The 24,119-nt window shown below is 40.6% G+C and carries 24 protein-coding genes; 3 read left to right on the top strand and 21 right to left on the bottom strand.

Translation table 11 applies throughout. The features are described 5' to 3' along the window. Positions 1-42: 42 nt before the first annotated feature. From HVN35_02920 to HVN35_02860, 13 genes are all read right to left on the bottom strand, one after another. Positions 43-1,434, bottom strand: coding sequence for an ATP synthase subunit B (locus tag HVN35_02920; GenBank protein NYB51505.1), 1,392 nt, complete (start codon positions 1,432-1,434; stop codon positions 43-45). 2 nt (positions 1,435-1,436) lie between these two features. Beyond that, complete coding sequence (locus HVN35_02915) at positions 1,437-3,191, bottom strand: ATP synthase subunit A (protein NYB51504.1); 1,755 nt, start codon at positions 3,189-3,191, stop codon at positions 1,437-1,439. Continuing rightward, a complete protein-coding gene (locus HVN35_02910) occupies positions 3,188-3,505 on the bottom strand; it encodes a V-type ATP synthase subunit F (GenBank protein ID NYB51503.1) in 318 nt (105 codons plus the stop codon). Before HVN35_02910 ends, HVN35_02915 begins: the two co-directional genes overlap by 4 nt. Further along, positions 3,502-4,659, bottom strand: a complete 1,158-nt coding sequence (locus HVN35_02905) for a V-type ATP synthase subunit C (GenBank protein ID NYB51502.1) — start codon at positions 4,657-4,659, stop codon at positions 3,502-3,504. Before HVN35_02905 ends, HVN35_02910 begins: the two co-directional genes overlap by 4 nt. 14 nt (positions 4,660-4,673) lie before the next feature. Continuing rightward, positions 4,674-5,297, bottom strand: a complete 624-nt coding sequence (locus tag HVN35_02900; GenBank protein ID NYB51501.1) for a V-type ATP synthase subunit E — start codon at positions 5,295-5,297, stop codon at positions 4,674-4,676. 16 nt (positions 5,298-5,313) lie between these two features. Beyond that, positions 5,314-5,793: a V-type ATP synthase subunit K gene (locus HVN35_02895; protein ID NYB51500.1), complete on the bottom strand. Its 480-nt coding sequence runs from the start codon at positions 5,791-5,793 to the stop codon at positions 5,314-5,316. 1 nt (position 5,794) lies between these two features. After that, positions 5,795-7,807, bottom strand: a complete 2,013-nt coding sequence (locus HVN35_02890; protein ID NYB51499.1) for a V-type ATP synthase subunit I — start codon at positions 7,805-7,807, stop codon at positions 5,795-5,797. A gap of 10 nt (positions 7,808-7,817) precedes the next feature. Then, the gene (locus HVN35_02885; protein ID NYB51498.1) at positions 7,818-8,132 is read right to left on the bottom strand and encodes a V-type ATP synthase subunit H; all 315 of its coding nucleotides are present in this window, start codon (positions 8,130-8,132) and stop codon (positions 7,818-7,820) included. Between the two features lie 100 nt (positions 8,133-8,232). Beyond that, positions 8,233-9,096 (bottom strand): citryl-CoA lyase, encoded by an 864-nt coding sequence (locus HVN35_02880; protein ID NYB51497.1) that lies wholly within the window; start codon positions 9,094-9,096, stop codon positions 8,233-8,235. Positions 9,097-9,100: 4 nt separating this feature from the next. Then, on the bottom strand, positions 9,101-9,967 hold the full coding sequence (locus HVN35_02875; GenBank protein ID NYB51496.1) for a fumarate hydratase: 867 nt from the start codon (positions 9,965-9,967) through the stop codon (positions 9,101-9,103). Between the two features lie 142 nt (positions 9,968-10,109). Then, entirely contained in the window at positions 10,110-11,012 is a 903-nt protein-coding gene (locus tag HVN35_02870) for a peptidase (GenBank protein ID NYB51495.1), read from the bottom strand. A gap of 22 nt (positions 11,013-11,034) precedes the next feature. After that, a complete protein-coding gene (locus tag HVN35_02865; protein NYB51494.1) occupies positions 11,035-12,471 on the bottom strand; it encodes an MmgE/PrpD family protein in 1,437 nt (478 codons plus the stop codon). A 14-nt stretch (positions 12,472-12,485) separates the two neighbouring features. After that, entirely contained in the window at positions 12,486-13,769 is a 1,284-nt protein-coding gene (locus HVN35_02860; protein NYB51493.1) for a DUF1743 domain-containing protein, read from the bottom strand. A gap of 37 nt (positions 13,770-13,806) precedes the next feature. Here HVN35_02860 and HVN35_02855 point away from each other — a divergent pair, with 37 nt between their 5' ends. After that, positions 13,807-14,793, top strand: coding sequence for a transcriptional regulator (locus tag HVN35_02855; protein NYB51492.1), 987 nt, complete (start codon positions 13,807-13,809; stop codon positions 14,791-14,793). A 110-nt stretch (positions 14,794-14,903) separates the two neighbouring features. Here the strand turns inward: HVN35_02855 and HVN35_02850 are convergent, their stop codons facing one another. Together HVN35_02850 and HVN35_02845 are read right to left on the bottom strand one after the other, a co-directional pair. Next, positions 14,904-15,659 carry a hypothetical protein gene (locus HVN35_02850; protein NYB51491.1) on the bottom strand — a complete coding sequence of 252 codons (756 nt, stop codon included), beginning with the start codon at positions 15,657-15,659 and terminating at the stop codon, positions 14,904-14,906. A gap of 91 nt (positions 15,660-15,750) precedes the next feature. Next, the gene (locus tag HVN35_02845) at positions 15,751-16,092 is read right to left on the bottom strand and encodes a heavy metal-binding domain-containing protein (protein NYB51490.1); all 342 of its coding nucleotides are present in this window, start codon (positions 16,090-16,092) and stop codon (positions 15,751-15,753) included. A 548-nt stretch (positions 16,093-16,640) separates the two neighbouring features. Between HVN35_02845 and HVN35_02840 the strand changes: the two genes are divergently transcribed. Continuing rightward, complete coding sequence (locus tag HVN35_02840) at positions 16,641-18,212, top strand: phosphoglycerate dehydrogenase (protein NYB51489.1); 1,572 nt, start codon at positions 16,641-16,643, stop codon at positions 18,210-18,212. Positions 18,213-18,524: 312 nt separating this feature from the next. Here the strand turns inward: HVN35_02840 and HVN35_02835 are convergent, their stop codons facing one another. The 4 genes from HVN35_02835 to HVN35_02820 form a co-directional block, all read right to left on the bottom strand. Further along, positions 18,525-18,968 (bottom strand): Mov34/MPN/PAD-1 family protein, encoded by a 444-nt coding sequence (locus HVN35_02835; GenBank protein NYB51488.1) that lies wholly within the window; start codon positions 18,966-18,968, stop codon positions 18,525-18,527. A gap of 183 nt (positions 18,969-19,151) precedes the next feature. Further along, positions 19,152-19,895 carry a guanylyltransferase gene (locus HVN35_02830; GenBank protein NYB51487.1) on the bottom strand — a complete coding sequence of 248 codons (744 nt, stop codon included), beginning with the start codon at positions 19,893-19,895 and terminating at the stop codon, positions 19,152-19,154. A gap of 138 nt (positions 19,896-20,033) precedes the next feature. After that, complete coding sequence (locus HVN35_02825) at positions 20,034-20,798, bottom strand: aspartate dehydrogenase (GenBank protein NYB51486.1); 765 nt, start codon at positions 20,796-20,798, stop codon at positions 20,034-20,036. 6 nt (positions 20,799-20,804) lie between these two features. Further along, entirely contained in the window at positions 20,805-21,134 is a 330-nt protein-coding gene (locus HVN35_02820) for a PRC-barrel domain-containing protein (protein NYB51485.1), read from the bottom strand. A 416-nt stretch (positions 21,135-21,550) separates the two neighbouring features. Here HVN35_02820 and HVN35_02815 point away from each other — a divergent pair, with 416 nt between their 5' ends. Next, positions 21,551-22,273, top strand: coding sequence for a tRNA-binding protein (locus HVN35_02815; GenBank protein NYB51484.1), 723 nt, complete (start codon positions 21,551-21,553; stop codon positions 22,271-22,273). A 97-nt stretch (positions 22,274-22,370) separates the two neighbouring features. Here the strand turns inward: HVN35_02815 and HVN35_02810 are convergent, their stop codons facing one another. Continuing rightward, positions 22,371-23,777, bottom strand: a complete 1,407-nt coding sequence (locus HVN35_02810) for an aldehyde dehydrogenase family protein (GenBank protein NYB51483.1) — start codon at positions 23,775-23,777, stop codon at positions 22,371-22,373. A gap of 121 nt (positions 23,778-23,898) precedes the next feature. Then, complete coding sequence (locus HVN35_02805) at positions 23,899-24,111, bottom strand: class III signal peptide-containing protein (protein NYB51482.1); 213 nt, start codon at positions 24,109-24,111, stop codon at positions 23,899-23,901. Between the last annotated feature and the right edge of the window lie 8 nt (positions 24,112-24,119).

Below are 24,119 nucleotides of genomic sequence, written 5' to 3'. Positions count from 1 at the left end.
TTTCATCCCTCTAATTATTCTTCCAAAAAGATGGGAAGGGGGTTATTTGTGGTCTGGATGGTACTTGGGTATGTGCTCAGCGCGAACCCTTTTAAGTTCTGCTTCAGGTAGAACACTCATTAACTCCCAACCAAGGTCCAGTGTTTCCTCAATGGAACGGTCTTCGTCCCTGTTTTGGGTGATGAATTTGTCTTCAAAACCATCAGCGAATGTCAGGAATTTACGGTCACGTTCAGTTAGAGCTTCTTCCCCTACCACGGCCATCAAGTCTCTGAGGTCACGGCCTTCAGCATAGGCTGAGTAAAGCTGGTCAGACACTCCACTGTGGTCTTCACGGGTCTGTCCTTCACCAATTCCACCACTCATCAGTCGTGATAGTGAGGGGAGCACATCTACTGGTGGATAAATACCTTTACGGTGCAAGTCCCTGGAAAGCACGATCTGTCCCTCGGTGATGTAACCGGTTAAATCAGGAATGGGGTGAGTTATATCGTCCTGAGGCATCACCAGAATAGGCATCTGGGTGATGGAACCTTCTTTACCCACTATACGACCAGCCCGTTCATACAAACTGGAGAGGTCAGTGTACATGTAACCCGGGTAACCCCTACGTCCGGGTACCTCGTCACGAGCAGCGGAAATTTCCCTTAAAGCTTCGGCATAGTTGGTCATATCTGTGAGTATAACCAGTACGTGCATATCGTGTTCGAAGGCGAAGTACTCGGCAGTGGTTAGTGCCATACGGGGGGTGATGATCCTTTCAATAGCCGGGTCATCAGCCAGGTTCATGAATACGGTAACACGTTCTAAGGCTCCGGTTCGTTCAAAGTCACGCATGAAGTAATTTGCTTCCTCGTGGGTGATACCCATGGCTGCGAATATAACTGAAAACTCTGATTCTTCAGCTAACACTTTGGCCTGTCTGGCGATCTGGGCTGCCAGTTCGTTGTGAGGTAAACCTGATCCAGAGAAGATGGGCAACTTCTGTCCACGTACCAGGGTGTTCATTCCATCGATGGTGGATATACCTGTCTGGATGAATTCTGCTGGGAATTCCCTGGCAGAGGGGTTCATGGGACTTCCGTTGATGTCCAGTTCTTTTTCTGGGATGATTTCTGGCCCACCATCTATGGGGCTTCCAGTTCCACTGAATACTCGTCCCAGCATGTCCAGGGAAACTCCGATCTTGGCAGTTTCACCGGTGAATCTTACTTTGGTGGTGGCGGTGTTAAGGTCGCTGGTTCCTTCGAAAACCTGAACCACAGCAATGTCACCTTTAACTTCCAGGACCTGTCCTCTTCTCATCTCACCGTTTGGTGTTTCTATGTCCACAATTTCACTGTAGGCAACGCCTTCCACGCCTTCTACAATCATTAGAGGGCCAGCCACTTCTCTGACTGTGGTATATTCTCTGGTTTTGATATTGGCGTTCATTTTCACACCTCACTAGTCTGTTTAACTATTTTGTCCTGGATTTCTTTGACCTGTGCGTCAAATTCATCTTCAGGTATGAATTTCATCCTTCCGATTTCTTCTTTAACCTGTAGATCGGTTAAATCTGCAGATGATGCTCCTCTTTCCAGGGCAGCGGTGGCTTTTTCTTGGAACATTATAATGGTTTTGAGCATTTGATACTGTTTAGATGGTGAACAGTAGGTGTCCACTTCGTGGTATGCGTTCTGTTGCAGGAAGTCCTCCCTGATCATACGGGTACTTTCCAGGGTGATCCTTTCCCGGTCAGGCAGGGCATCTGGTCCTACCAGTTGCACGATTTCCTGTAGTTCGGATTCTTTCTGCAGCAGGGCCATGGCTTCATCCCTGGTTGCTCTCCAGTCTGCACCCACAGAATCATCCCACCATCCTTCCACGCTGTCTACGTATAATGAGTAGCTCTGCAGCCAGTCTATGGATGGGAAGTGACGTTTATCTGCTAAAGATGCGTCCAGTGCCCAGAACACTTTACAAATACGTAGAGTGTTTTGAGTAACTGGTTCGGACAAGTCTCCGCCGGGTGGTGATACAGCACCAACCACACTTACCGATGCAGTCTTATCTTCAGTTCCCACGGTGGTTACTCGACCAGCTCTTTCGTAGAATTGTGCTAAACGTGATGCAAGGTATGCGGGGTATCCTTCTTCACCAGGCATTTCTTCCAGTCGCCCGGAGATCTCCCTCATAGCCTCAGCCCATCTGGAGGTGGAGTCTGCCATTAGAGCCACGTCATATCCCTGGTCACGGAAGTACTCGGCAATGGTTATACCGGTGTAAACACAGGCTTCCCTGGCTGCCACTGGCATGTTGGATGTGTTAGCGATAAGGACTGTTCGGTCCATTAATGGTTTACCAGTTTTAGGGTCTTCCAGTTCCGGGAATTCCTTTAACACCTCGGTCATCTCGTTTCCTCTTTCACCGCATCCTACGTAGACAATGATGTCCGCGTCAGCCCATTTAGCCAGTTGCTGCTGGGTAACAGTTTTCCCTGACCCGAATGGTCCTGGTATGGCTGCGGTTCCACCTTTAGCCACAGGGAAAAAGGTGTCCTGTGCTCGTTGACCGGTTACCAGTGGTATGTCCGGATCTAGTTTGCTCTTGTATGGTCTTCCAACTCGGACTGGCCATTTTTGCATTAATTGAACTTTAACCGGACCTTTAGGTGTTTCCACTTCGGCAATGTCTTCGGTTACAGTGTATTCCCCGGCACCCACAATGCTTTTCAGGGTTCCACTTACATTTGGTGGGATCATTATTTTCTGGGTTACTGCAGAGGTTTCCTGCACTTCACCAATGACATCTCCACCTTCCACTTTGGTGCCTGCGGTGGCTGTGGGTTTGAAGGTCCATTTTTTATCTTTAGGTAGTGCAGGTACATCCACACCCCTTTCAATGTAGTCTCCCACTTCCAGTTTAATGGTTTCTAGTGGTCTCTGGATTCCGTCAAAGATGGATCCAATTATTCCTGGTCCCAGCTCCACGGATAGTGGTCCTCCTGTACTTTCCACAACTTCTCCGGGTTTCATACCGGCTGTTTCTTCGTAAACCTGGATGGTGGCAGTGTCACCCTCGAGTTCAATGATTTCCCCGATAAGCTTATCATCACCTACTTTCACCATCTCATACATCTGGGTCCCTCTCATACCACTAGCGGTTATAACAGGACCCGCTATCTTTATTATCTTTCCTTCGGCAGTCATTCTACCATCTCTACCCCAATTACTCTTTTTATAAGCTCTCTGATTGGGTCTGATTCCCTTTCTACTGAGCCTGTTTTATCTGGAATTTCTATTATCATGGGCAGTGTACTTTCACTACTCATTTTGTCTATTCTTTCTCTGAAATTGTCTCCTATTTTTTCAGTAGTTATTATTATGGAATACTCTTTGGACAGTTCCTGTAGTTTATCTCCCGCTTCATCCATGTCTTTCACGGGAAATCCATCTTTAATGCCTCCTAGCATGAAACCGGTCACGGTATCCGGATCTGCCATCACTGCTATTTTCGAACTCATACTAACATCTCCTTAATCATGGCAGGGGTGTATCCTTCTTCCCGTTTTCCACGGACAATGATTTTTAAATTCTTAATTTCTTTCTCTTTTCGGCTTAAAAAGCCAATCATTGGTCCGATTCCGAACTGATTCTTTAATGATATCTTTTTAGCAGTTTCCACCACATGGTTATCCAGGGCAATTTCAAAGGCGGATATGGAACCAGTTTCATTGTAGGTGGCCATGGCCTCTGCCAGTAAAGTAGCGTATTCTGTTCCTTCCAAGCCACTCACCACTCCAGCAACATCTTCTGATTCCATTAAGTCTTTCAATTTCCATTCCCTGATCTGGTAACCATCACTGATCATGTAAGGTTCGATATCATCGTAGTGCAGTCCATCGACTTTAGCTCGCAGGATGATTTTCAGATTAGCTCCATCCACCATGGTTCCCACATAGTTTTTTAGATAGGATGTGTTATCATCTTCAGGGGTGGAAACACTCTTCAGGAGTTTTGTCAGGAGGTAGTTATCAAGGGAAGCTTCTAATGGTAATAGTAATCCTGTTTCCTGATAGGTGGGAATGGCATTCTCCAGTAGAGGGGCGTATTCTGTCCCTTCCAGCGCATTCAATACTTCGTTGATGTTATCAGCATCAACCAATGCATCAAGTTTGTCTGTAAGATCCCCGTATGGAACCACCAGGTCCAGTGTTTCTTCGGTGGTTAAACCTGCTTCTTTGGCTATTATAATACTTTTAATGTTGCGAATATCCCATTTTTTCAGGAGAAATTTGAAGGCGTCTCTGCTGTTTTCAGGGGTAATCCTAGCAACTAAATCGTAGCTTTCGGCTAACTGGGTGTCCAGGGCCTTTTCCAGGGGGTACTGATCAATGTATTTTGCATAGTCTGGGAACCCGCGGAGGTAGTTTTTCACCTCTTCAATACTTCCAGCTTCGATGATTTCTTGAAGCTGTTTTTCATTGAATATCCTACCAATCCTAGCCCTTATCCTGGCGTTGGGATAAGTGTAGGGGAAAATCCCCAGAACTGGTCTGAGTGTTGAGATAACTACAATTGCTCCGAATATGGCCAGTACGATTAACATGGCCGCTAGGAAAGCTTCAACAGAGGGAAAACCCAGTCCAGTGACTAATGTAGCAATGTCTTCTGCCATTTAATTCCCCCTATCTATTTGAATAATATCCCTGCAACTTTGGATCTTAGAGATTTTTTAAAGCGCAACATTCTTGCTTCGATGGTGTTGTTTACCTCTATTTCACCATTTTTGGTCTTTACAATGGCACCGCCAATGGTGTTTATGGCCTCTCCCATCTCCAGTTTTGTTGGTTTGCTGGTTTTATCACTGATAGTCTTTTCAAGAGAAGGTAAAGAACCTTTTATTTTATCCTTATCGCTTTCTTTAACCAGGACTATGAGGTCACCTCCGCCTATCTCCACACCAGCTTCAGTTATCACTTTTTCCAGAGATGTCTTGTATTCAGTTGCATCTGAGGAAGCAATCTGTTTAAGCTGTTCTTCAGCTTTTTTGAATGCTTCTTCTATTACTTCTTCTCGAGCCTCAAGTTCCATTCTCCGGGAGTTCATCTTAGCTTCTGAGATAATCTGCTGATACCTCATCTGTGCTGTTTTTTGAGCGTTTTCTAAGATTTTCTCCTTTTCTGCTGCTGCTTGAGCTTCGCCTTCAGAGAGAATGGATTGTTTTTCCTTTTCAGCTTCCGCTAATATGGATTCTGCTTTAACCTGTGCATCAGACATTATACTTGAGACTATCTTCTCTGTTCCGGCACTCATCTCTATCATCCCGGAGTTATCCCAGAATTCCACCGAATACCATGAGGAGTATAGCAATCAGGAACCCGTATATAGCTTGGGTTTCGGGTAGTGCGGTGAAGATGATACCTCTGGCGAACATGTCCTCGTTTTCAACTACTGCACCTACAGATGAGGATGCGGTGATACCCTGACCCATACCAGACCCGAGACCTGCGAATCCTATTGCTGCTCCGGCACCTATCGCTACCAGACCTAATGATGCTGGCAGTGCTTTGTTAGCCATAATGGTGAACACCATGAGGAGTATAGCAATCAGAAATCCGTATATAGCTTGGGTTTCGGGTAGTGCGGTGAAGATGATACCTCTGGCGAACATGTCCTCATCTTCTGCCACAGCACCTACACTCCCTGCTGCTGCTATTCCCTGTCCTAAACCTGATCCTAATCCTGCAAAACCGACTGCTAATCCAGCACCGATACATGCTAATGCTGTTCCTAAAGCGACTTCTACCATATTATTTTCCTCCTAAATCAGTGTACTTTCTTTTGGCTCTGAAGGCCCTAAACTTTTGACTTCCTCCAATGTAAAACTGAGCAAAAAACTCAACATAGTGCAAACGCAGTGCATTTATAAAGGCACCCAATGTTTGGAAGGCAAGGTTTGCAATTTGTCCTCCAATAAAGACTAGGGGTGCAAGTATTATTCCAATAAAAGGAATCATATCTCCCACAATTCCAGTTAAGATGTTAACTGTGGTGGCAATTCCTCCTGTGGAAAGACATAATGCCAGTAGCCTGGCGTATGAAAGAACGTTTCCCAGGAAACCTGAGAGGTCCATGAGTCCGAAGGGACCATTCAAGTAAACAAGCATTATTAGGCCTGCTACGAAAATAGCTCCTCCCAGATACATTAATATTCCCCCACCTAACATGAGGTAGGCAATAGCCAGTAATGCTAAACCGGCTTCAATTATAAACCATACTATTTGAGCTCCTAAAGCTTCCCGTACATCTCCACGGATGATGTTGTTGTAGGCTCCAAAGGCCAAACCCATGTTGATGTGCAGCACACCCACTAACAATGCAATTATAAGGATGTTTTCCGGATGTGCGAAGGAGTTTATAGAGGGAATGGTGGTGGGGATCATTGCTTGTGGATCTCCCATAATAAACCTGGGTATAAAGTCTCCGATGAAACTGTTAGTTACCAGTCCCAGGATTATGGCCCAAACTCCACAGGCAACCATTATAAGGCCAAGGTTGGCCATGGTTTTACTGTTTCTTCCCAGACCTCGGAATATAATATAACCCACCATTGCATCAACTATCCCGTAACCAGCTTCTGTAAGACAGAAACCGAAGAAGAAGGGGAATATGATGGCCATCAAAATGGTGGGATCAATCTCCCGGTAATCTGGGGGAGAATACATGTGCACAAACATCTCGTATGGTTTGGCAAAACGAGGATTATCAAGATGAACTGGAATGTTATCATTATTGACATCAGGGTCAGTCACATCCACAATGGAATGACCTTCAGTTGAAGTGTCAATAGTCACCAGGGCTTCTTTCAATTGCTTTTCAGTTACCCATCCCTCGAACATTTTAGTATTCTCTGTTTCTCCAAAGGAAGAGAAAATCTCGTTGCGTTGTTTTTCAATTTCTAACTGTTCCTTGAGGCCCATGAGCGGGTTTAACCATTCGGCAGATATATCTGCCAGATCTTCTAAGATGGATTCCTTTTCTCTGCTGATAGATTCAATCTCGGATTCGGATTTAGATATTATCTCACTGGGTTTACCTTCCAGTGCATTGAATTCGAATCTTTCAAATTCAAGCTTCCGCAGCTGACTTAAAACTTCATCAGAATGACTTTTTAAGGTTACAATAACCAGTATTTTGAATCCTTTGGATTCACTTTCCTGGTCAAAAACTACTATTTCGTCATTAATATCCTTTAGACTATTTTCAAAAGTGTCATAGGATTCTGATGATATTTTACCAGCAATAAAAGAGACATATTCAGATCCTTCCAGAAGAGAAAGGTCAATATCAAAATTTAAAAGGTTTTGCGCTACTTTAAGGGAATTTTCAAGTTCAGTTTTTTTTGAGTCGAGTTGGTTGATTTTTTCTTCCAGGGGTTGAGTACGCGACTCAACTTCTCCCAGGGTTTTTTCAGCCTTATCAATCAGTTCCTGAACATCCAAGGCTTCTACTTCTACTTTTTGAATGGGTGGTGGGTTTATGAAACCCTTCACCAGGGGTAAAATTCCTTTCTCCTTATGGGCCATTGACTTTAAAAAATCAGCGGTTCCTGATGTTTTCATAAGAAGGGAAGAAATTTTCGCGGTAAAAGGAGAGGCGCTGGATGGTTTCAGGATCTGTCTCCATTCTGCATCCTGTTGTATTCGCTCGGATATATCTTCAATCTGGACCAGTCCTGCTTCGTGAAGTGCATTCACAGCAGAATCTGCGTACTTGTCCAGGGTGATAATCCTGAGCTTTTTCATCCTTGCCGGCTTGAACATGGTACTCACACTATAATATGCTTTTTACAATGACTTCTGCAGCCTCATCAACCATACCGGTAGCTTTACTTTTTGTTATCTCTACTTTTTCATTGGTTTGATTGTTTATTTTGTATGCTTCCTTCTTGGCATTAGTCTCGGCTTCAAATGTGATTTTCTCAGCATCAATGTTCGCGGATTCTTTTGCCTTTTCTATGGTTTCTTTTGATTTAGACTTAGCTTCCTGGATCATTTCAGAAGACTTGGCTTCTGTGTCCTTTATTAGTTTATCGGCATCACTTTCAGCCTTTTTTATCGTTGTTATCGCTTCCGATATCGTTGTCATTTAAATCACCCTAATATGACCATGATGAACGAAACTCTATTTTAGTGGATATATATCTTTTACTATTTAATTTTCAGAAGAAAAAAAGGAGTTAGAAAACTTATTTACTCGTGTTAAGTATTTTACGGTCAGAATTAATATTTCTAGATTCTAAACCATCGTAATAAATATCCTCAACTTCGACAAACTTCCTAAAAGGAGTTTCAAAGGATTTTTCTTCATGTATATGTGAAACAAGCGCTGGAACTCTTCCTATGGTGAATATTCCAGTTCCACATCTCCAGTCAAATCCCATGTCCGAGAGTATCCCGGCATTAGCACCATCAATGTTCATACGGATACCCTTCATTTCTATGAGTATATCCTCAATGGACACTGCTAATTGAGTGTGAATACCAAAACATCCATACTTTTTAGCAGTTTTCACTAATTTATCCGGTCGCGGGTCCTTATCATGAAAACGATGTCCAAATCCAGGTATTTTTTTACCTTTATCCAGAAAGTGTTCCACTGCCAGTAGTGCCAAGTTTTTCAAATCACCACGAGAGGAAGGAGGTCCACTATTAGCAATGCCTTCTTTTATTAATTTTTGAATTATCTGCATGGAACGTTCCAGGGCCCCTGCATGGTGTTTTCCAAATGAAGAAATGCCTCCAGATACACATGTGTTCATGGGAGCGCCAGTGGAGGCCATTATCCGGGCCACCTGGGTGCTGGGTGGAGTTAGACCATGATCGCAGAAAGAAACTAAAACTGCCTCTAACATTTTTGCCTCTTCATATCCTGGTAACTCACCTTTTAAAAGTAAATAAACCATCTCTGGAAAAGAAATATTTCCAATCAAATCTTCCTGAGGGTATCCTCGGGTGATGATCCGGTTGGGTTCCACTTTGGTAAGGGAGGTTCTCCATCGGGGCTTGGTAATCTTTAATAAATTTTCCACAGTCTCTCTTCCAATTGCCATTTTCTTACTCCATTAAATCTTGTGATAGGTAAATAGATGCTTTTCTTGGCTCAACACAGCAACAAGGTCGCATGCTAACGATTCGAACTCCACTGGCCCTTTGAGGTCCTACTTTAACCATAGAACCGAGGGCAGTAACAGAACCCCCCAGACCAAGTGCACCTACTTTGGTATGATTCAATGAATCAGTGATTTTTTTCTCAATTTCTGATTGGTCATTGAGATTCCCATAGGCCATTGCCTTCAGCATAAGTGATGAAGCTTCAAAATGGGTTCTACCAATCCCTATGGCAGGGATGCATGGTGTGCATCCTAACTTAGGAACCTCTGATCTCATCCATGTTAACGCTTCCTTAAAAAGATTTCTGTGATCCCTCTGGTGAAAAACACGATATGTATGGCTTCTTATCTCTGGACCGCCACCTAACATCAGAATATGGATTTTAATGCCCTCATCATCCATGTGATCAATCAAAACTCCCGGAGGCATTACTTTTCCAGGGTCATTACTAAGCCCCCTGCTCTGCTCCATCCTTTCAACATCATTCCCTAGGACTGCCATGGGCCTTCCAGGAAGTTCCCTGAGACCTGAAATCACTCCTTCCTCTATTTGATTGAAAAAATTCTCTGGTAAAGGTGTATTTGGCCCTAATTCAACTAAAACATGGGGGATCCCAGTATCGTCACACAGGGGAACTTTATTACTCATTGCTATTCTAGCATTTTCCAGGAGTAATTCCAGGACCCAGCGGGCATTATCATTTTCTTCCTCATGAATCGCCTTTTGGTAGGCGGCCAGCTGGTCTTCTCTGAATGTTGTGCTCGCATCTATAACTGCATTCCTGACCAGACCAGTGATTTTTGCTGACATTAAATCTCCAAATTCAGATTTTTTTTTAAATATTAGTCTTTTAAGCTGAAGAGGTTAAAACTTTATGGAAATATAAAACAAGTACCCTTAAACTGATATTTCCATATTAATATACACATGTTTTAATATATTTAATATTCAATTATTGGGGAATGGCTAAATCTTCAACTCCTTGTTTAGACATCACTGCCTCGGGGTAGTACCGGTTGATCATGTTCTGAACAAGTAAAACTTGCCTTGCACGTTCTGCTGCTTCTTTACGAGTGGTATCATATCCATGATGGGCAGCCACCGCCCCACCTGTTTTAAGGTAAACTGGACAAGCTTTCCTAATTATTTCCGGTACTTCATAGTGTCTGATAAATCCACCAGAGGATTTAGGATTTTCCGTGTGAATATCCAGAGAGATAGAAATGGCTTTTCTGATGGAGGCAAGCATGTTTATCTGCAGATCTCGCACCGGGTTAAATGAATCTGCTCCAATACTCTCCAAAAGTCGTGCTGATGCAGGGTTGCCATGACCACAGTGAGCTGAAACCTTAAAGTGCACATCAGCAGGTAACTCATCCTCTTCACGCATCTTACCCAGTACCCATAATAAACCTTCATCGTATACCACAATTCCTCGCACACCAAGATCCACCGCACGTTTAACATCTTCAACAGCATAGTTAAGGTTATCATAACCTCTTAAGCGATATCCTATCCGAGCACCTTCTTTGGTTTTTGCAGAAGCACTGGTGTCATAAGTAGCTCGCGGACCCACACTTAAAAAGAGCTCAATTTGGGCATCTTTAGCCATTTCTGCCATTTCAAGTATCTCCTGGTCTGTGAGGAGCATAATACCCTTGGTCTGGGTTACCCGGTGCACCATTATTCCATATTTATCCAGAGCATCCAGAAGACCATGAAGAGCTGCAGGTTTCTGAATACCTGGAACTTCAAAACGATACTGAGCACCGTCTTGAAACCTTTTGGCTGAATCTGGCAATTTATCATCGGGTTTTATGATTCCTAACTTATTTAAATAATCCACGGTGTCCATAAAAATCACTTTTCACTTAATACTATTTTTCTCTGATTTTTAAACCATTATTAAGAACTTGCATTACATCTACTAATTTTTCACATTCTAAATCTTTTAGAATCTGCAAACAACCAGTTTTAACATGGGGATTCAAGTCTTTGAATTTTTCCAACAGTTCATTTTCGCTGAAGGGGTTTTCAGGTTCTCCCTTAGCCAGTTCAACTCGTTCCGTGTAAACATTACCTTCACATTTAATGGTAACTTTAGATGGTCTTTTAAGTGGATAAAGATTGTTCTCTTTTTCATCTAATTTTATCTTTACTTTACCAGCAAGTTCATTTATTATAACGTCCAGATGAGTCCCTGAACTATCTAAAATGGTTGAAATATTTTCAACAGTCAGTTTTCCTTCTTGAATGGCTATTGCAATACTCACAGGCAGACTTTGTCTGATTCCTTCCACTGTTTCCGGTTGATAGTTAGCATGGGAAGCGGCAATTTCATAAGTTTCAACGGTTATATTCTGAATATCCGTGGGATTAAGCTTATTCTTACTCATTAAATTTATAACAGCGTCTAATGAAGAATGTAAATGTCTGCAAACTGGATATTTTTTGAAATAAACACCCATTATTTCATATTTATCCTGATTTTTCCAGTGCACATTTTTTTCTAGGTTTTCCATACTACTCATAGCTTTAAAGAGACCTTCACGTCCCTCTAAAATTGTGCAAGCTCCGGTGAAACCTTCACTGGCAAGTAATGCTGATAATAATCCTGTTTGAGCAGCTTTACCTGCGTGAAGATGCTTGGCCATGCTACCAGCATGATCAGATTCTAATAATCCAGCAGCCTGAGTTCCAGCAATCCCCAGGGCATTTAAAACCTCTTTCAAATTTAATTCCATTATCTTCGATGCTGCGGCAGCTGCTCCAAGGGTTCCGCAGGTTCCTGTGCTGTGAAAACCTTTATTGCGGTGTTGAGGATTCAAAGTCATGCCCAGATGTATTGCAACCTGGTAACCCACCACTAAGGAAGTTATAAAGTCTTTCCCGGATTTCCCATAAACTTCTGATAAAGCCAGTGCTGCAGGGATTACGCAGGCACCAGGATGTAGATGAGCCAATCGATGCCCATCATCCAAATCCAGAGAGTGGGCTGAAACTCCATTAGCTAAAGCTGCATCCATTGGATTAGATTTTCCCCAGCCTATGATCGTAGATTTATCATTCATAAAATTTTCACTTGTTGTTAACCCTCCAGATTCAATATCTCCACTAATTATCTTCCTAATAATTCTCGCACTTTTAGTTCGAGATCCTGCAAGAGTAACTGATAAAAAATCCAAAAAACAGAGTTTTGATTGTTCAACAACGCTTTCTGGAAGGTCATGATACTCTGTAGATACAATGAAGTCAGCTAAATCTCTTGTAATGCTTTGTGAATATCTGGGTTTTTCATGGTCTTTAGAGAACATATTTTTCCCCGGTTTCAGATTCCTCTCACAATAGGTTTGCTCAGATGACGTCGTGCTGAAGGTGGAACTTCATAAAAACCTGTTTTAAGGGTTCTGGAAATTTCAATTTTTTCTTTAGAATTGCTACGTATTTTATTCCCACATCGGGGGCACTTAAAACCTTTACCAGTCCCTGCAGATTTCATACGCTTACCGCAGTCACAAAGGGGGTTAACATATTTGTATAATGGTGCTAAAGCCAAGACTTCAATTTTCTCCACATTCAAAGTTCCTTTTCGTCCAATTCCCCCATAAACCACCACTTGGTCTCCAGGAACCAGCTCCCGCACCACATCCCGGAACTGTTTGGTAGGTTCATAAGCAGCACATTCCACTTCACTGGATTCATCCATCAGAGTGAAAATAACATGACCTCCCTCAATAACCAATGGAAAATCTTTAACTGTTCCTTTAACAATGTAACACTGGAATTGTTCCATTTCTTTGATACTAGAAGTAAATTGCAGGTGCAGGTCTGTGTGCTGGTTGGTTATAAACACCATCGAACGTTCTATGGGTTCACATACTCTCACCATTTTCTGAGCTTCTATGACAGCTTCTTCAGTTTCTCCCCGGATACCGTATAGTACCGGACATGGAGTGTGGGGGGTGATGGCCATGTACCCATCATCTAAATTATCAAAAGTATGAGGATAAGTGGCATGGTCCATTTCTCTGACAGATTCTGCATCCACCAATCGTTTTTTACCATAATTTGCAGGATCACGATAGGCCAGTAACTCAAATGTGGCATCATCAAGGGGACAGCCAATAGCTGCCAGGGAACCAATAACACCTCTCCCTTTTTTGAACTTGAAAACTTCTGCACCTAATTTCCTGGCTAATTTTTCAGCTTCTTCCTGCTTCACAATGGTCCTAATGGTTTTTAGGGCGAAATCCTCAAGTTGAGGTGTTATTTCCCCCTCATAAAATATCAAACCAGGATTGGTTTTGGGATCATCCATCACCGACAGTTCATCTACGGTGTTATAAATAAGTTTTTTAGCTTCTAAAAGCTGTTTTTTTGATTTTAATACCATTTTAAATGACACTGCACCGTTTCCACGTGTTTTATGTGGTGCGAATGGATTCAGACGTATGAGTCGTGGTGGTCCCTCCACCCGAAAACCACAAGCTTTAAGTCGGTCCAGAATCACAGAACATATATAAGTAGTGCACATTCCCTGGGAGGAGTCAGTGTCATCTATACCTACATGAACCTTAAAAATATCAGAATTATTAATATCTAAATTATTCATATCAACTATCACCAGGTGTTTTTTGATGTCATCAAATATGCCATCCAACAGAGATCATATAATTAACGAGATCAATGAGCTTTTATTAAAGCATGGTTTTGACACTTCTAATATATATGATCGGAGTTGTTTTGATCTGGTGGCCCGCAGGGAACTAATATTACTTTTAATGAAAGTGCTGGTTAATGTAGATGCTTTCAGTCCAGCTCATGCTCAGGAAATTAAAAGAGTAGCTCACACTTTCCTGGCATCACCACTACTAATTGGACTTAAATCTAAAAATGAAATTCTAGAAGAAGATGTGGTATATGAACGTCATGGAATACCAGTTATAGCTCCCACCACTCTACGTAATATTGTGGTGGAGGGAATATTTCCGGAAATATTCGCGGGTAGGGGTGGTTACTACGTTCAAATCGATGGACAGATAGTTAAGGAAGTACGCGAAGAGCAGAATCTTTCCCTGAAGGATCTGGCTGATCAGGCCCACATTTCCAGGGAAACCCTGTACAAATATGAGACTGGTCGGGCTAGGGCACAACCTGAAACTGCATTTTTACTGGAAAGCATTCTGAACATGAAGATCACCCTTTCTGTTAATCTATTCCAAACACCTCAAAAACCAAAAACCCCTGAAACAGGGGAAGGTGAGCCCCGGGAACTGGTTGATCTTGGTTTTGGTGTGATTAACACTAACCGAACACCCTTCGATGCCCTGGCTAAACCCGAAATAGGTGATTTGGATGTTCATTCAAAGATTCATAATTCGAAGATTCAGGATAAAAAAGAGCCCTTAATCACAGATCTTGAGAAAAACAGGAATCAAAAAGTTCTGCAGAGGATGGCAACTAACTTGAATGATCTTTCAGCAGTTATTGGCACTGAAGCGGTTTTCATTCTGGAGAAAAAGAAGAAAGTGAAGTGTATTGATGGTGTTCCTGTAGTTCACAGCTGGGAAATTGGGGAAATGAAAAGTCCTGCCGAATTTTTTAAGATGCTGGCTGAAAGAAGGGAATGTAATTAAGTAAATGTAATCAATATTATTTTTAATTGTATTATTTAATAATATTATATTACTAGCAAAAAGATTATTTCCATAATTTAGATCATTTTTCAATATTTCATCTTTCAGCCTCATCTTTCAGCCAGTTTAATGAACGTTTCTTGGGCTTCATCCTCAGAAGCAATCCCCACAGCAACCATATCCACGAAATCTAATGTTTTTAGATAATCAAAAGCGTCGTCAGGCGTCATTATACCGGCAGCTAACACTTTCTTGGCCAGAATTGTTTTATTCATTTTCATGAGAATCTCCCTTAACTGGGCCCTTTCCTCGGGCCCGTGGGTATCACAATCCATTAAATATCCCAGGCGGTTAACAGGAACTGCGTAAATCTGGAAATCATCCAGAATAGGCGAATCAAGAAGTTCAGCAGTGGTTTTAAAGGGCATGTGGGTAACCAATCCAGGTATTGCTCCTGCATCATTTACTTCATCCAGTTTTTCCCCTAATAACTCCCAATTGTGTTGATCAGTAATGGATGCGTGTAACAACATGGCCTTCGCATCAAGACTTTTCAGAAGTTCAATGTCACCAAGGTTTCCTTCACTCTCGGGCCGGATAGTGGCCACAATATCCATGGGAAAACCCTCATGGCGTGCCATCTCCAGAGCTTCTACTACCGGAGGATAGGGGAGGAGTTGTATTCCTCTTACTCCTAACTCATAAGATTTTATAATAATACGGGCCATGGCCTCTGGTTTTCGGTAGAGATCCAGGAGGTAAAGTCGGGCGCGGTGTCCGAACTGTGGTGCTCCAATAAAGGGGGAAGTCCCCAGTAAAGTTCTGGGCACATCTACTCCACTGATTTTTAGATAACCTTGAAACATTCGAATCTTCAAAATAAATTTTTATTGCATTCAATTTTCATGATTTTCCTTAAATTGTAATTCAAATCTTCATTTATTCTTGTGAAATTGTTCATTCAACCTTTTGAGCTACTACAGCGGTTCCATAAACCAATATCTCCTGCATAATATCAGAAATATCATTGGAATCATACCTGGCACTGATTATGGCGTTGGCACCCATTGCTTTGGCATGGTCAATGGCCCTCATCAGGGCTTCGTCCCTGGTTTCTTCCATCATGCTCACATACTCTTTGATTTCTCCCCCAAACATGGAACGTATCCCTGCACCTATCTGCCCACCCACTCCTCTACTACGGACTGTGAGGCCGTATACGAATCCTTTAGTCTCTGTAATTTCATATCCGGGTATGTAGTTAGAGCTTACAATTATATATTCATCCACTGAAACCATTCTCTTACCTCCTACTTTAAACTCTCTAATTCATATTTCTGATATAAAAGATTTGATTAAAATTTCTATAAATGTTATAGTACTAACTGAATATATAATAATATGTTTTTAGGGATTTCAAAGCATTAAATTAAGTTTCTTATGGAATAATCATTATTGGATAATCTATTTAGATAATTATTTATTATTATTTTATTTAAACAATAAATCTACATTTAAATACCTTAACATCTTATTCTAAAAAAATATAGGGATAAAAATCAAAAAAGATTTAATGGTGACTAGATTGAATAAAAAACTTTTAATTATTTTTTAAATATTGTTTAACTGTTTTAAGTGTTGTATTTGTTTGGAATAGGATTTTAAACCATTTATACAGTTAAAAGCTGTGTTTAAAATGTGAACTAAATAATGATCAATTAATTTTTTAAGATTCACAACAAATTTAAATCCTTCTCACTTAAAGTATAATTGAATATCAATATCATTAATTATAATAGAAACTCAAGCCCCCTAAGGCTGGTGAAAAAATGGATAATATGGATAATATGAAGGTACTTATCGCTGATCAGATAAACCAGAAAGGAATAGAAGAACTAGAAGAGGTTGCAGAAGTAGTAGTGCGAACTGATATCACTCCAGAAGAACTGGTTAGAGATATTAAAGACTTTGATGCCATAATAGTGCGAAGCAGAACCAAGGTCACCCGGGAAGTTATTGAAGCCGCATCCTCCCTTAAGATCATTGCCCGGGCAGGGGTGGGTGTGGATAATGTGGATGTGGAAGCAGCCACCGAAAGGGGAATAATGGTGGTAAACGCTCCAGAATCAACATCCATAACTGTGGCAGAACACACCATGGGGTTGATTTTATCCCTATCCCGGAAGATATCCATAGCAGATTCTTCAGTAAAGGCAGGTAAATGGGAAAAAAGCCAGTTTATGGGCATGGAACTCAATGGCAAAACCCTGGGAATAGTGGGCATGGGCCGCATAGGCAGCCAGGTAGTTATAAGGGCCAAGGCATTTGGAATGGATATCATAGTTTACGACCCATACATCACTCCTGAAGCAGCATTAGAACTGGGAGTGGAAGTAGTGGATCTGGAAACACTTCTGGAAAATGCTGATGTTGTAACCATCCACGTACCTCTAACTCCAGAAACTAAACACTTAATATCCAAGCCCCAATTTGAAATAATGAAAGAAAACACGCTCATAGTTAATTGTGCCCGGGGAGGGATCATCAACGAGGATGATTTATACGAAGCACTCTCAAATGGCACCATAAGTGGGGCTGCTCTTGATGTTTTTGAAAATGAACCTCCGGAAGGTAGTTCACTCCTGGAACTTGACAATGTGGTTTTAACCCCACACATAGCTGCTTCAACTTCTGAAGCTCAGCGTGACGCTGCTATAATTGTGGCTAAAGAAATAAAAAAGGTTTTTAAGGGAGAATCTCCACGTAATGTCATTAACATGCCAGTCCTTGATCCAGAAACCTTCCAGCTCATAAAACCTTATTTCAAACTGGTAGAAAAACTGGGTAAATTCCTAATACAAACTGCAGAGGGCAACATCAATGAATTGGAGGTTACATACTGCGGTGAACTGGCGGAGATCCCTAAACATGATATACTTACCCGCATATTGCTCCAGGAAATACTGAACCCCATACTCACTGAACCCGTAAACTTGGTTAACGCGCCTGCCGTGGCTGAAAATAGGGGGGTGATAATAACTGAGGGTAAAAGAAGTGATGCTAAGGGATACAAGAATCTTATAAGTATTGAAGTGAAATCTGATGGTAACCAGGTGAGTATTGAAGGTTTCTTAGGTAGGGAACCTAAAATCGTGAGGATTAATGGTTATCAGGTTAACGTGAAAACTGAAGGAACCATGATCATAGCCCGTTACAAAGATATTCCAGGCATAATCGGTTCAATTGGCACAAAACTGGGCGAACACAAAATTAACATAGCTAAAATGCAGGTTGGAAGACAGAAACCAGGTGGAGAAGCAGTAATGGTTCTCAAAGTAGATCAGAAAGTTTCAAAAGAAGTGGAAGATGCCCTTAAAGCACTGCCCCATGTCTACGATGCAGTGGCTATTGCACTATAGAAGAGATTTCAATTAATTATTTCTTAATTTTTATTGAGATACCCATTTTTCTAATTTATTTTATTTATTATTTCCTTTAGCCTCTATGCTTATAATAGGTCATTTTATCCATTAATTCAGCTACTCATTTTATTTAAGGCTTTAATTGAAGCGAGATGGGATTAAGTTTAAACAAAAATCAAATTCCACAATTTAATTCGTAAAATTGAGCTGGACATTTAATCATTACATTCCATTGCTTTAATCTTTAGTTGACCTTAAGTTGATATTCTTAGTATCGGGCTAATTGTATTATCAAATCCTGTTCTAAATCTAGACTATGCGATAATTTATTATCTCTCCAAAGGTATCATAACCAACCATACTTTCTTCAATATAGGGTTGGGCAATGATAATATGAAAAAAACCTTTTTTGGCAAAAAGTTGCAGATCTGCAGGGGAAGGGCTGGCACTGGGACCCGGATGGCTATGCACTGAACCTACAGTACGGGTGGTGATGGGAATCATGAAGGTATTTATCACTGCACCTTGGTTTGAACGGTCACCAGATGAAAATACCAGACCATCTATCTTCAAAACTCCATTTTCAATCCCTCCCTCCAGCATGGCTACGAATTCAAGCGGATGAGATTGTCTGGCTATTTGTATTATTTCATCTACTACTTCCCGGTCCACCAGGATTTCATGGAAATTTTTATCCCGATTTCCCAGGATGAAACTCATTATCTTGTCTATCCAACCATCTTTTATAGTCATATAATCAATCAGGATTTTCTTTTTTTATTCGTTTAAAGTAGCAAGGTCTGATATATATTACTATAATGGTAGTATAATGAACAATTTAATAATGATTGCCATTAAATTATGAGATAAATTTTGAGATTATTACATATAAAAGTCACAAGAACTGGTTTCACCAGAAAGAAGGCATCTCCAGCATCATATTAATTCATGGTTGTGAAAAAACTCCTCATCAAAAATAGGCAGATCACAATCTAGGAAAATTTTCTTCCTAAGGGAGGTTACTTTTTCATGGGTTAAAGGATTTAAACCTTCAATTTCAATTGTTTTTTTGTAGATTCCAATACCTCTTCTTTGCCAGGAAGGTACCTGGGCAAGATTAATGTCTCTTTCAAATAGAAGATCATGCAACTGGCTACTTTTCTTTTTATGCAGAATTTTCATGGCTTTACTTTTGGAGTGTTCTTCTCTCAAGGTCCAGTATGCATACCCATTAAGACAGTTCCTCCATGCTTCCATTTGTCTTTCTTTGAAATATTCAATAACTCCTTTATCAGAAAGAGGAATCACTCGTGCATCAAATGAAATGGGTTTGATTTCTTTTAAAACAGTTAGATATTTATTTTTACCCATCATATTCCAGGTGAATGCACTGCTCATGAAACTGGCCATAACAGAATCTATTTTTTCCACCCTGCCTGCAAAGGGTGTCTCTTTCAAGAGCAAGCTAAGTTCATCGGAAAAAATGTATATGAATCTGGGACTGAACTCTGCAAATAAATGGCAAGCGGCCTTTGAAATGACCTTAACAAAATCTAGATCGTATGGTTTTTCAAACCCCAGTTTACGGGATAATTGTGAGAAATTCCTACCATCAAGCCTAACAACAACTTTTGAAGAGCATGGAACTTTCAAACTGGAAAATATTTCACATTCCTTCATCATAATCAGCAAAAAAATTTTTCTCTTAAACAGATTTTGTTTTTTTGTAAGCTATTTTAGTCAATTATCATGTATTAGTAACTAATACCAAATTAATTAATAATTATAAAAATAAAATGAAATATCAAAGGCAGAAATTCAAGTTCCCACCAGCAAGTTTTCATTAAGGCTGTTAAGAAGCTTAATTGCGGAATAAGCGGCCAAAACACTTGTTTTTGGATTCATGGAGCAGCGAAGGTTGCTGGTTATGGTGTGGAATTCTCCAAAGTCTCCCACAACTTCCAATTCGTGCATGTTCCGATCAACCTGGGGATCGGCAATGATTTTAACTTCTATGTCACGGCCCGCTGCAATACTTACTGTGGCGGCTACATTTATGTTTAAAGGGAATTTTTTCACGGCTTCGCTGGCTTTTCCCTGGTAAAGAATGGTTTCTTTTTCCGTGGTAATTCCCAGTGAACGTGGCGGTTTCCTGGTAACCAGGGTGATCCTCTGGATTTTCCCTAAAGAAGCAGTTTTTATCCCATCCAAACCTACTATAGCACCTGAAGGGGCGTATATCCTGCAATTATTTTCTTTGGCTAATTTTTGAAGCTTTGATCTTACTTCTAAGTCCATCAGGCCTCCAACGCTCATAATGATTACATCTTTACCCTCTTTTAGGATGGTTGGGACCATTTCTTCTACAGCTAGGGGGGAAGCTGCTTCAATTACCAGATCCACCTGGCTTAGCATGTCCTCCATGTCCAGAACCACCCTTCCATCCACTTGGGATGCAAGGTTTTCGGCTCTTTCCATGTCCCGGTCGTAAAAAAATTTTATGTCAACGCCAAGCTTTCCTTCCATTGCAAAATTTGTTATAATGTTAGCTATGGCACCGCACCCCAGGATACCAACTCTCATCTAAATCTAAGTCTCCGTAGTCACGGCTGAAGGGGATTCTTTTATTTCAGGACTGATAAGTAAAATATCGCCCACGGCTTGAACTCTGTCGTAGGGTATTTCTACGGTTCCTTCTTCCTTTAAAGGTCTGATTTCATCTCCTTCAGGAACTATTCGTATACTTTTGGTTATTACGTCTTTAATACCCACTGTTTTTTTGTCAGGGTTCATGGCAACAGCTTTTAATGTTGAAACCCTTCCCTTTTTAATGTTTAAAATTACATCCTGGATGCGGCCCACATACTTTCCACGGGTGGTGTATACATCTAAGTTGTACAGATTTGTTAATTCCACCATTCTTTCCACCTCTCATTTTTTGGCACATACCCATTGGTCTTTTGAAACTCATCACACATATTTAGGTGCACCGTTAATTAAATTAAATTTAAACCTTCCCTCTACTTAAATATTTCTAAAGAAACGTTATTTAATCATGAAATATTTAAGTTAATTCTCCTAATTATCAGGTCTTATTAAAATTATAAATAAAATTTCAAATAAATCTTCAGATTACTGGTATTAAATTCTATGAATTAGGGAAAAATGAGGATGTTAAGAGATGATTTAGGTCTATAAGGTTGTTAATAAGTGAAATAGGGTTTTTTACCCTTGTTTATTAAAATATATACCATAATTATCCAATTATTGGTTTATTCAATTATGAGTTCAATTTTCAACTGGATAAAATTTTTATAATTATAAATGGTGTTTTTATGTGGGATACAAGCAAAGACTACCGACTAATGGTGGCAGAAAAATCAATAGAACTCTTCATCCGAACTATTGAAGGATCCACCCTTAAGGGTAAATGGAATAAAAAACAGGCCTTGGCATCTGCTGGGAAAATGAAATCAGAAATTCAGACCCTTTATTATTCCTACATCAGCCCTGCTGAGATGACTGAAACTTCCCAAATAGCTTTAATGGAGAGTCAGGTACAGGAGATAGTGGAAGCCCTGGGTGGCGAATCCTGGCACAGACAATTCTTGGATCTGGCTAATCGTGATGAAAAGGAAAAACTAGAGGAATCTCTCTCTAAGATCAAATTTTTCATCAACACCATCTCTGGATTAAGGGCCCGTATTAGTCTGGGTGAAATAAATGACCCGGTAATGGGGATCGATATTAAAAAAGGAGAAATCTTAAGTGTTTCAAAACATCCCCACGCTGATCAACTCCTGGTGTGTAATGTTAACCTGCAGGAACGAGCAATAACTGTAGTGACCAACGATATGGAAGTTAAGGAAAAAAACCAAGTGGCAGTGGCCTTACTACCTCCAGAGGTTTTCATGGGAATAACTAGCGAGGGAATGTTTTTAGGAGATAATGAAGGGATTTTAAAGGATGTAAAAGGAGATTTAGGAAGGATTCCCCAGGGAATCCCACTCGATGCTTTAAATGAAACCCGGAATCTTGTTGAAAAATTTCTAGAATAATTTATTATTATTAATTTTTGTTTTTTTTTTGGCTGAATGATACAGGATAAATGTATCCTGAATTTATCATCAGAGACACTATTATCATCCAGTAAAATCATCCAATAACCACCAGCTTACTGCGGGTCATATCTTCAACAGCATATTTAACTCCTTCTTTACCCATTCCACTCATTTTAAACCCTCCAAATGGCATGTTGTCAGTTCGGAAGGTTGATTGTTTATTTATTAACACTGAACCTGCTTCAATTTTTTTAACAGCTTTTTTAGCATTTTCTATGCTTTGGGTGAAGACACCGGCCTGTAATCCGTACTGTGAATAGTTGGCAGTATCAATTGCTTCATCCAGATCTTTTACTCGGATTATGGGTGAAATAGGGCCGAAAGTTTCATCTTGAACTAACTTCATGTCTTTTTTAACCTGATCCAGTATGGTGGCTTCGTAAAAGGCTCCTTTTCTTTTACCACCGCATATGAGTTCCGCTCCATTTTCAAGGGCATCATTTACCAAGGTTTCCACATGAATAGCGGCATTTTCGTTAATAAGGGGGCCCAAGTCTGTTTTTGGGTCCATGGGGTCTCCCATTTTCAGCTTTTGGGTTTTCTTTTGAAGTTCATCCACAAAATGGTCTGCGATTTTTTCATGAAGAATGATCCGTTTCACTGCAATGCAAACCTGCCCTGAGAACAGATTGGATCCACTAACTGCTGCAGTTACGGCTTTATCTAAATCTGCATCATCTAGAACTATCAGGGGGTCATTTCCTCCCAGTTCCAGGGTTAATTTTTTCATCCCAGATTTACGGGCTATGGAAAGGCCAGTTGAAACTGAACCAGTGAAAGATATCTTACTAACCAGTTCACTGGATACAATCTCATCTCCTAACAAATTTCCCGGGCCGGTGATGGTGTTAACTGCACCATCAGGCAAATGTCTTCCCATTATCTCGGCCATCTTAAGGGCTGCTAAAGGAGCTTGACTTGATGGTTTAAATACCACTGTATTTTTGGCTGCCAGAGCAGGAGCTATTTTATGAATTGCCAGGTTAACCGGATAGTTGAAAGGAGTGATAGCAGCAACTACACCCAAAGGGATTCTCATGGTAAATCCAAAAACATTTTTACCTGCTATGGCTGCATCCATGGGAACAGTTTCCCCATAAATTCTTTTGGATTCCTCTGCAGCCAAAAGCAAAGTTTGTAGAGATCGTTCAATTTCTACTTTAGAATCCCTGATTGGTTTGCCTGTTTCAAGAGTTATTAATTCAGAGAGCTCCTTGATATTTTCCTTCAACTCCTGGTGAACATCATATAAAATACGGGACAACTTGCGGGAAGACATTTCTGCCATGTGCTTTTGAGCAGTATTAGCTGCGTATATAGCGTATTTTGCGTCTTCAGCATCTCCCAGGGGGACATGATCCACAATTTTATTATTAAAAGGATTTATTACCGGCATTTTATTCTTTTTATCAATTAATTGTCCATTTATTAACATCTCCATATGATTAACCCCCATAGGATAATTAGAAGTAGTATTAAAAAAAGAGAAAATGAAGTTAATCCACACTAGTGGATTTAGGGATATATTAATCTACCAAATATAATCAATTGGTAAAAACTTTTTATAATCCATTCAATGTATTATTTATTTGTGTCAGGTTACTGTTTAAACTACTCATTTCACTACCGTTGGTTATGTCCGCCCCGACTCCTTTAACATAGTTTTGATAGGAAATAATAGCCACTAAGACAATAACAATGATACCACCGAATATCAGAATATATTCAGCAGAGGTCTGGGCTGATTCATCTTTAAATATTTCAATCTTTTTCATTTTCATAG

The organism is Methanobacteriaceae archaeon (assembly GCA_013403005.1).
Classification (GTDB): domain Archaea; phylum Methanobacteriota; class Methanobacteria; order Methanobacteriales; family Methanobacteriaceae; genus Methanobacterium.
The sequence above is the reverse complement of the archived record's forward strand: the minus strand, read 5'-3'. Positions and strand labels throughout refer to the sequence as shown.

What these genes read in the sequence shown, in the direction of transcription:
- HVN35_02895 (NYB51500.1), bottom strand. Translation starts at nt 5,793, where the DNA reads ATGGTAGAAGTCGCTTTAGGAACAGCATTAGCATGTATCGGTGCTGGA.
- HVN35_02840 (NYB51489.1), top strand. Translation starts at nt 16,641, where the DNA reads ATGAAGGTACTTATCGCTGATCAGATAAACCAGAAAGGAATAGAAGAA.
- HVN35_02805 (NYB51482.1), bottom strand. Translation starts at nt 24,111, where the DNA reads ATGAAAAAGATTGAAATATTTAAAGATGAATCAGCCCAGACCTCTGCT.
- HVN35_02810 (NYB51483.1), bottom strand. Translation starts at nt 23,777, where the DNA reads ATGGAGATGTTAATAAATGGACAATTAATTGATAAAAAGAATAAAATG.
- HVN35_02910 (NYB51503.1), bottom strand. Translation starts at nt 3,505, where the DNA reads ATGAGTTCGAAAATAGCAGTGATGGCAGATCCGGATACCGTGACCGGT.
- HVN35_02885 (NYB51498.1), bottom strand. Translation starts at nt 8,132, where the DNA reads ATGACAACGATATCGGAAGCGATAACAACGATAAAAAAGGCTGAAAGT.
- HVN35_02860 (NYB51493.1), bottom strand. Translation starts at nt 13,769, where the DNA reads ATGAATAATTTAGATATTAATAATTCTGATATTTTTAAGGTTCATGTA.
- HVN35_02875 (NYB51496.1), bottom strand. Translation starts at nt 9,967, where the DNA reads ATGTCAGCAAAAATCACTGGTCTGGTCAGGAATGCAGTTATAGATGCG.
- HVN35_02890 (NYB51499.1), bottom strand. Translation starts at nt 7,807, where the DNA reads ATGTTCAAGCCGGCAAGGATGAAAAAGCTCAGGATTATCACCCTGGAC.
- HVN35_02815 (NYB51484.1), top strand. Translation starts at nt 21,551, where the DNA reads ATGTGGGATACAAGCAAAGACTACCGACTAATGGTGGCAGAAAAATCA.
- HVN35_02850 (NYB51491.1), bottom strand. Translation starts at nt 15,659, where the DNA reads ATGTTTCAAGGTTATCTAAAAATCAGTGGAGTAGATGTGCCCAGAACT.
- HVN35_02825 (NYB51486.1), bottom strand. Translation starts at nt 20,798, where the DNA reads ATGAGAGTTGGTATCCTGGGGTGCGGTGCCATAGCTAACATTATAACA.
- HVN35_02845 (NYB51490.1), bottom strand. Translation starts at nt 16,092, where the DNA reads ATGGTTTCAGTGGATGAATATATAATTGTAAGCTCTAACTACATACCC.
- HVN35_02905 (NYB51502.1), bottom strand. Translation starts at nt 4,659, where the DNA reads ATGGCAGAAGACATTGCTACATTAGTCACTGGACTGGGTTTTCCCTCT.
- HVN35_02880 (NYB51497.1), bottom strand. Translation starts at nt 9,096, where the DNA reads ATGGCAATTGGAAGAGAGACTGTGGAAAATTTATTAAAGATTACCAAG.
- HVN35_02855 (NYB51492.1), top strand. Translation starts at nt 13,807, where the DNA reads ATGCCATCCAACAGAGATCATATAATTAACGAGATCAATGAGCTTTTA.
- HVN35_02820 (NYB51485.1), bottom strand. Translation starts at nt 21,134, where the DNA reads ATGGTGGAATTAACAAATCTGTACAACTTAGATGTATACACCACCCGT.
- HVN35_02830 (NYB51487.1), bottom strand. Translation starts at nt 19,895, where the DNA reads ATGAAGGAATGTGAAATATTTTCCAGTTTGAAAGTTCCATGCTCTTCA.
- HVN35_02900 (NYB51501.1), bottom strand. Translation starts at nt 5,297, where the DNA reads ATGAGTGCCGGAACAGAGAAGATAGTCTCAAGTATAATGTCTGATGCA.
- HVN35_02870 (NYB51495.1), bottom strand. Translation starts at nt 11,012, where the DNA reads ATGGACACCGTGGATTATTTAAATAAGTTAGGAATCATAAAACCCGAT.
- HVN35_02915 (NYB51504.1), bottom strand. Translation starts at nt 3,191, where the DNA reads ATGACTGCCGAAGGAAAGATAATAAAGATAGCGGGTCCTGTTATAACC.
- HVN35_02835 (NYB51488.1), bottom strand. Translation starts at nt 18,968, where the DNA reads ATGACTATAAAAGATGGTTGGATAGACAAGATAATGAGTTTCATCCTG.
- HVN35_02865 (NYB51494.1), bottom strand. Translation starts at nt 12,471, where the DNA reads ATGTTCTCTAAAGACCATGAAAAACCCAGATATTCACAAAGCATTACA.
- HVN35_02920 (NYB51505.1), bottom strand. Translation starts at nt 1,434, where the DNA reads ATGAACGCCAATATCAAAACCAGAGAATATACCACAGTCAGAGAAGTG.